The organism is Streptococcus sp. 53, assembly GCF_013276565.1.
In the GTDB taxonomy this organism is placed as follows: Bacteria; Bacillota; Bacilli; order Lactobacillales; family Streptococcaceae; genus Streptococcus.
On sequence record NZ_VMLG01000045.1, the window covers coordinates 1 to 6,263 of the forward strand.

A 6,263-nucleotide genomic window follows, 5' to 3' on the forward strand; every position below is an offset into this window, starting at 1 on the left:
CATAATTATCAATATCAGGCTTCTTGTCTACTGGCATAACTTCATCCAGTAGCGCTTGCCGGTTCTTCTTGACCTTAGATATATATTGAGGCGGTTTGATATAAAATCTAATCCGTGCCCTCAGTGCTCCCTCAAGCATAGACTTACCAGCGTACTGTTTAGCAATCAGTAACTGGCAATGATCACGCCAGATTTTCATATCCTGTTCTTCGTATGCTTTAACGAAATTCCCACGTTTTGCAAATCTGGGTCTGGATTGTGGTTTAGGTTCTATCTCTAAAATCAATCGTTCTTTCATCAATACCCCTCGAGTGTCGCTTCGATTAGTTCCATACATACCTCACGAATTGCCACGCGGTCATCATGATTAGGATTTTCAGATTTCACTCTAAGTAATGCTGAATAAACTTCTCCATAGATTGACCTCTTTGGCATACCTTCTGGTTCATATCCCAGTAGATAACCTACGTTTACTCCAAAATATTCAGCCAATTGTTGGGCTTTATTTGGTTTGATTTGGCTTTCTCCGTTTTCCCAACGTTGAATAGTTCTTAAATTTATATCAAGTTCTTGTGAGAGTTTATCTCGAGTTATCTCGTTTTTTTGTCTTAATTCTTTTAGTCTATTCATCAAAACACCTCATTCAGTTCTATAATCTCATCTCTGCCATATTTTCCACCAAAATCCCACGCCTGCCAAATTGTGAGCAAGGCAAGCGTGAGTGAAATTCTTTGCGTCATTCATCCAAAGTCACATAAGTGTCACTGACGCATTTTCTAGTTCGCAGTTTTACAAGAATGCACGGCTTGTTGGTTTTTGAGTTGTTTCCAAAATGGAAATAGTTGGGTTTGGTTATTTTGATTCTTCAACAGTAAACATATCCTCGAATTCATCTGTCTGCTCTTTGAACTTCATCGGGCTGTCCCCTCTGAAATAAAATCCATTGTCATCCAATTCGCCTTTGACTCCCGTCGCCCAAGACAAGAAAATTGAGCCTTGGCAGTCAGGGAAATTCATGAATGTAAAGTAAGACGGGACTTTCCACCGCTTCGCGCATCCGCAAAATGGGCATTGTAAATCGACATCTACCTTCTCACTTGGTTTCTGAGAAACCGCTGGACTTCCGCTAAATTTTGCTGAAAACCTGTCTGTGACTTCTTTGATATTGACATGATCGATTTCAGCTATTTTTTCAGCATCATTTTTTAAAACTGTCTTTATATCCCCAGGCTCTTTCCGACTCAAATCCTCAAGAATTTCGTCAGACCCTGTAACCATTTGATAGGCTTTGAATAAGGTTTGATAGTCAAGTTCCTGCGCTCTCTCAAAACTCAATTTTACGTCATCTTGTTCAATATAGATTTTCATTCTTTCCTCACTTTCCTTTGATAACATCCCAAACTTCTATAATTTCGTTTCAAGCTCTGTCTGCGTCAACGGCTCAATTCGTTGATAACCTTGAACAGTGTAGTTTTTCTTGTATTCAAATCCCAAATCCGCAAGGCTATTCTTGAAATAGTCTTTTTCTTCCGTGTCGGAGAAATATACTTCCAAGGTCATTTTTTGGGTATATCGTTTTAACCCATTTTCAGCCCCTCTGACGGCTTCTTGTGGGTTTTGGGATAATTGCCCACCGTCTAAGATTTCGCCCGTTTCTGGGTCAAATTCTTGCGTTTCCTCGTCGATATGACATCCAAGGATTGTTCTAAACTCTGGATGTTCATTTTCTTGTTGAGTTAAAACTTCCTCACGTTCTCGTTCAGCTTGCTCTTGAGCCAATCTCAACTCTTCCTTTTGCTTTTCAAAAGCGTAATCTGCCTTGATTTGCTCCAGCACTTCAAGCAAAGTCATGTCTTTCAACATCCGAATATATGGCTGGTCTGTCATTCCGTACTCAGCACATTGCCCTGAGATGGCTGAGATGGTTTTCTTGTACTCTTCTTGCTTCTGATACTCAAATGTAATCATGTCGTCCAGCGACTTCATCGTAACTTTCTTGAGCGTAACACCGTCAGCCATGAAATCGCCAGCCTTGATGTACTCAAGGGCCTTCTCGTCAAATAGACGAGGGTCTAGCATGTACTCAGCCGATTTGTTGGCTATGTAACTCTTAACCGTATCTATTTTTAGTTGTCTTTGATGTTCTTCAATTTCCTTAATACCTTTATCAAATTCACTAACTACGGCTGCAAATGGTTCAATAATTGACTTAGCATAACTATCCCATGTGTTAGCCGTCTCTGATAGCAAGTTTTTAGTGTCGATACGGATACGATTTTTAGACTCAATTAGCTTATTAAATTCAGCTCGCTTTGCCTTGTCGTCTTTGAGAGTGCTAGCTGTAGGAATATAGTCCTTGTACTTTTCAGTAGCCTCTATAAGGTCTTTTTCAAAAGACTCTCTAGTAAGCTCATCTGTTGTAATCATTTCATAGATTTTATTGATTTTCTTATCATCAATAACTTGTAATTCTTGCATGTTAGTACTCCATTTCTTCTAATAGTTCGCCTTGTAACGGTTCGCTCTGGATCGACTCCTCAACTTGAGTAGGTTCAGGAACTGGGTGATTCGCCTCTTGTACTTTGTTGAATTGTTCAATCTGAGCCATCTTGCGTACTACGACATCCTCTCGACTTTCTTGAGGTGTGACATCTTTGATACGGTCAAATGTTTCTCCACCGTCATCCTCTGTGTACATATTGCCTAAGTCCTCAGGGAAAGCCTCTCTAAGAGCATTTACCAGAGCCGTCTTTCTAATCATGGTAGCTGGCATAGAGTTCCAGGTGCTTTGTTTCTTGTCATATTCCTCACGGCTAACAAAGATTTCCACAGGTACCTTGAAATTTTTGCGGTACACTCTCGCCCATCCGCCTATCAGTGTGTCCCCTGGGAGCATGATTGCCCCCTTGCGTTCGTGCATAACGCCCTCGCCATCCACTGCCACTACTCCAGCCTCAAAGCCCTCATAGTCTTTACATTGAGCGGCACGCTTCAAGAAAGCCTCTTTAGAGACAATCAAACTGAACTCTGTGCCTCCATTACGATTTTTGTAAGCCACAATGTACACCTCATTAGCAAATGGGTTAAGATTGCGACCTTTACATAAGGCTAGAGCCTGACCTATTTGTTTTTCAGTCAGTAGGTTTTGTGGGTCAAAATACTTTTTAATGTCTGCCCCAGTCAATGAACTTGGGTCAGTAGTAATGTCGCGTTTTGTCTGCGTCGCTAATTGATTATTTGTCATTTTCTTCTCCTTAAATTGTGTAAAGCTCTTCGCCTGTTTCATCGTCACAAATTCCTAGACCGCCAAATTCTCTAACTTCTCTAGCAAAACGGTTCCAGTGTTCTACATTTTGAAAATATGTTGATTCTGATATTTGTTCGTAACTCATTTTATTCCCATCCTTCTTTTAGTAATTAAACATTGTTCCACAGTATCCAGCTTCTTCTAATGCTAATCGGTTCAAATAGTGTGACATATCGCTAATACTCATTTTTCTAACCATTTTCTCGGTTAGATAATCGCCATCAATTTCTTCTCTCATTGCCTCTCTCAATTCTTGTTTCCATTTTTTGTAATATAATCGTTTTTTCATTTCTTTCTTCCTTTCGTCTTCTTAAGATTCCAATTTTCACGCTTTAAGCGTCGATTTTCGGTTTGCAATTTCAAAATAATATCCTGTTGGTCGTTGATGATTTCTCCGAGTTCTCGGCCGAGATGGATATAGTCAGACCGCCAATTGTCGATTTCTGTGTGTAGCTCTTGGATCATATTTCATCACCCACGTATCGATACTGCCCACATCCAACATAGATGTACTCGCTTGGGTCGAGTTCTTCACGTTCTTCAGGCGGTTGCATTATGTCTCTGTCGTAATCAAACATGAGCATACACCTTTCCAAGTTCAAGCACTCGTTTCACATATCTGGCCTTGGATGTTAGCCCAAGATCCAGTAATTCGTTTTTTTCTTCATGATTGGCCAAAAGCCACACACGGTTTTCAAGTTCAATTCTGGTCATTTGCGTCTCCTTTGCTCTATCCCAAATACTTTGCATAGCGTGATCTTCGTGGTTCTGGTAAGGCTAATGGCTCAGGTCGCAATCCTTGAGGCGGTTCGTTGTCAAATGTGAAGCCCTTGAACTCTCTGCGGACATTCTTGCGGATTTGTTCTCTTTCAATCTCACGACCCATTTCAAGCAATTCATTACAAGTTCTAATCACTTGCGTATCATACTCTTCTTGCAATCGTCTTTCTTCCTCTTTTTGCTTTTCTAACTGATGAGCTAGAATACCTGCGCTAATAAATCCTAAAATCACTGCGCCAGTTCCTAATAATTGGTTAACTAATGGTGGTTCAAACATTTCTTCTCTCCCCTATACTCCTAACATTTTTTCTTTTTTCATATTCTCAAGCATTTCTGATAAAGTTTCTTTCTTCGCACGATAGCGATTACGACTTTTCCATTTGACGAACATGCGAAATCCTTCATAATCGATAAATACAATTTTATGAGTTGGGTTATCGATGAACTGCTTGAAGTCTGGATGTTCTCGCATTTCACCTGCCCAGACTTTTGCAGTTCCTGGAGTCAATCCTTCCCACCTCTGACAAAGATGCTTGTAATCACCATGCGTAGCTTTTTCGTCCGCATCAACTGGCTTATAAGTAATTTCTGTTTTCGGCATGCAATTTCCTCTCTTTCGTGTTATAATCATGTTGAATATTTAAGTATGCGCCTGATTGCCGTCAGGTGCTTTTTTGTTTTATCTTAGTTCATCTATGCTGATTTCCAGTGCGTCAGCAATTTTTTTGACCGTATCAAAATATAAATCTTTCACCACTCCATCCCTTAAACGATAAATCCCAGCTGTACCAACACCAGCTTTTAAACAAAGTTTATAAACTGTCCAATTTTTCTCTGAAAGTTTTTCAGATATTTTTTCCCAGAGCATGGGTTTTTCCTCCTTATCTGACTTTATTTTTATAGTTTTTATTTCTTTGTATGTCTTTTTACAACATATTGTGCCTTTTGTGACCGTATCTTTCGAAAAAACACCATATATTGACAAACATTGTTTTTTATCATACAATGAAAGTGCGACTAGGACCTCTCACCGTTTTAGTCAAAATCTCAATAGAAAGGAGGAAAACTATATGTCTTTTAAAATGAACGGATTAGATGAGTTAGCTAAAGAACTCAAGCAAATTTCAAAGAATGCTCAAGCCCTTGCAGGAACACATGAATATTCTTTTGATGAAATATTTCCTAATAAATTCATGTTAGAAAACACAAACTTCTCAACCATAGAAGAATTTCTGCTGTCTAGCCCAGAAAAAATTTCTAGTAACGAAGAACTTGAAAAAGCTGATGAAACAATCCTAGATACATTCGTTTCTGAACAAACCAAGTTCTCTACTTGGGAAGAAATGTTGTCTACTGCTACAGAAAGTCTAATCATTGACAGGCTTGGCTTTTAATTCAATTTCAATAATACTAAGTCGGTCGATTGCTTCTTGCAATTCTTCGGCTTTTTTTGATACTTCTTTACAGGCTTCCTTTAGTTCTTCAATACCCGAAACTTCAACATTAAGCCGATATCCTATTGGTCTCATTTCCTTCTCCTTTGTATTTATTTTTCTACCCTCTCTTTTATTTATTAAGAGAAGTAGGACTTGTTGTTAGTTAATATTTATTGTTATTTAATACTTGTTGTTAGTTAGTATTTATTAGTGCCTAAATTTTCTGATTTGTAAAATACAGATTTGTAAAATACAGATTTGTAAAAATCGGAAATGTAAATTCTAGCCTGTGGATAACTTAGATATACTTTCATTCAATCTCTGTTTCATGATTTCAAATTGAAAATCGGATATTTTTACATCTGAGAAAAATCTGAAAACACGAACTCCTTTACCACGTCCCATGCCTTTTTTTACAATTCGTAGGTATCCATTTTTTTCTAATATTTTGAAGTAGCTATCAACTGTGTCTCGACTAACACCTTTTCGTTTAGCTATTTCTTCTGGATAGACTTGCCAGTTTGGGTGATTAGCCAGCACCACCATCATAATGCCAACAGCTGTAAAATCTAGCGCAGGATTGTTAATAAAGCTATTACTAACAGCTGTATAATCATCGGTTGAATTCCTGAAAGATGAATTGACAATCTAAATTTTTAAAGTCTGTCATACGCTCTCCTTTCTCTTCTCTTGTTTTCAATCATTCTTTCTCCTTTACTCTTCAAACTTTTCCCACGACT

The 6,263-nt window shown here is 38.5% G+C and carries 15 protein-coding genes; 1 reads left to right on the forward strand and 14 read right to left on the reverse strand.

What is annotated here, in order from left to right; all coding sequences use genetic code 11:
* From HT722_RS10015 to HT722_RS10070, 12 genes are all read right to left on the reverse strand, one after another.
* Positions 1–298: RusA family crossover junction endodeoxyribonuclease (locus HT722_RS10015; RefSeq protein WP_173278836.1), on the reverse strand; the 298-nt coding region annotated here is incomplete at its 3' end.
* Complete coding sequence (locus tag HT722_RS10020) at positions 298–630, reverse strand: helix-turn-helix transcriptional regulator (protein WP_173278837.1); 333 nt, start codon at positions 628–630, stop codon at positions 298–300. The genes HT722_RS10020 and HT722_RS10015, both read right to left, overlap by 1 nt.
* Before the next feature lie 222 nt (positions 631–852).
* Complete coding sequence (locus HT722_RS10025; RefSeq protein ID WP_173278838.1) at positions 853–1,368, reverse strand: hypothetical protein; 516 nt, start codon at positions 1,366–1,368, stop codon at positions 853–855.
* A gap of 36 nt (positions 1,369–1,404) precedes the next feature.
* Complete coding sequence (locus tag HT722_RS10030; protein ID WP_173278839.1) at positions 1,405–2,478, reverse strand: DUF1351 domain-containing protein; 1,074 nt, start codon at positions 2,476–2,478, stop codon at positions 1,405–1,407.
* A gap of 1 nt (position 2,479) precedes the next feature.
* Positions 2,480–3,244 (reverse strand): phage recombination protein Bet, encoded by a 765-nt coding sequence (gene bet, locus HT722_RS10035; protein WP_173278840.1) that lies wholly within the window; start codon positions 3,242–3,244, stop codon positions 2,480–2,482.
* Between the two features lie 10 nt (positions 3,245–3,254).
* Entirely contained in the window at positions 3,255–3,392 is a 138-nt protein-coding gene (locus tag HT722_RS10040) for a hypothetical protein (RefSeq protein ID WP_173278841.1), read from the reverse strand.
* An 18-nt stretch (positions 3,393–3,410) separates the two neighbouring features.
* The gene (locus tag HT722_RS10045; protein WP_000746960.1) at positions 3,411–3,596 is read right to left on the reverse strand and encodes a hypothetical protein; all 186 of its coding nucleotides are present in this window, start codon (positions 3,594–3,596) and stop codon (positions 3,411–3,413) included.
* Complete coding sequence (locus tag HT722_RS10050) at positions 3,593–3,772, reverse strand: hypothetical protein (RefSeq protein ID WP_173278842.1); 180 nt, start codon at positions 3,770–3,772, stop codon at positions 3,593–3,595. Before HT722_RS10050 ends, HT722_RS10045 begins: the two co-directional genes overlap by 4 nt.
* Positions 3,773–3,877: 105 nt before the next feature.
* Positions 3,878–4,021 carry a hypothetical protein gene (locus HT722_RS10055; RefSeq protein ID WP_000196747.1) on the reverse strand — a complete coding sequence of 48 codons (144 nt, stop codon included), beginning with the start codon at positions 4,019–4,021 and terminating at the stop codon, positions 3,878–3,880.
* Between the two features lie 16 nt (positions 4,022–4,037).
* Positions 4,038–4,364 carry a hypothetical protein gene (locus HT722_RS10060; RefSeq protein WP_173278843.1) on the reverse strand — a complete coding sequence of 109 codons (327 nt, stop codon included), beginning with the start codon at positions 4,362–4,364 and terminating at the stop codon, positions 4,038–4,040.
* 12 nt (positions 4,365–4,376) lie between these two features.
* Positions 4,377–4,688: an excisionase gene (locus HT722_RS10065; RefSeq protein WP_173278844.1), complete on the reverse strand. Its 312-nt coding sequence runs from the start codon at positions 4,686–4,688 to the stop codon at positions 4,377–4,379.
* A 78-nt stretch (positions 4,689–4,766) separates the two neighbouring features.
* The gene (locus HT722_RS10070) at positions 4,767–4,955 is read right to left on the reverse strand and encodes a helix-turn-helix transcriptional regulator (protein WP_173278845.1); all 189 of its coding nucleotides are present in this window, start codon (positions 4,953–4,955) and stop codon (positions 4,767–4,769) included.
* Positions 4,956–5,157: 202 nt separating this feature from the next.
* Here HT722_RS10070 and HT722_RS10075 point away from each other — a divergent pair, with 202 nt between their 5' ends.
* A complete protein-coding gene (locus HT722_RS10075) occupies positions 5,158–5,481 on the forward strand; it encodes a hypothetical protein (RefSeq protein ID WP_173278846.1) in 324 nt (107 codons plus the stop codon).
* Here HT722_RS10075 and HT722_RS10080 read toward each other — a convergent pair.
* Both HT722_RS10080 and HT722_RS10085 read right to left on the reverse strand, forming a co-directional pair.
* Positions 5,455–5,616, reverse strand: a complete 162-nt coding sequence (locus tag HT722_RS10080; protein WP_173278847.1) for a hypothetical protein — start codon at positions 5,614–5,616, stop codon at positions 5,455–5,457. The genes HT722_RS10075 and HT722_RS10080 overlap by 27 nt on opposite strands.
* 189 nt (positions 5,617–5,805) lie before the next feature.
* Positions 5,806–6,072, reverse strand: coding sequence for an HTH domain-containing protein (locus HT722_RS10085; RefSeq protein ID WP_061369489.1), 267 nt, complete (start codon positions 6,070–6,072; stop codon positions 5,806–5,808).
* Positions 6,073–6,263 lie beyond the last annotated feature (191 nt).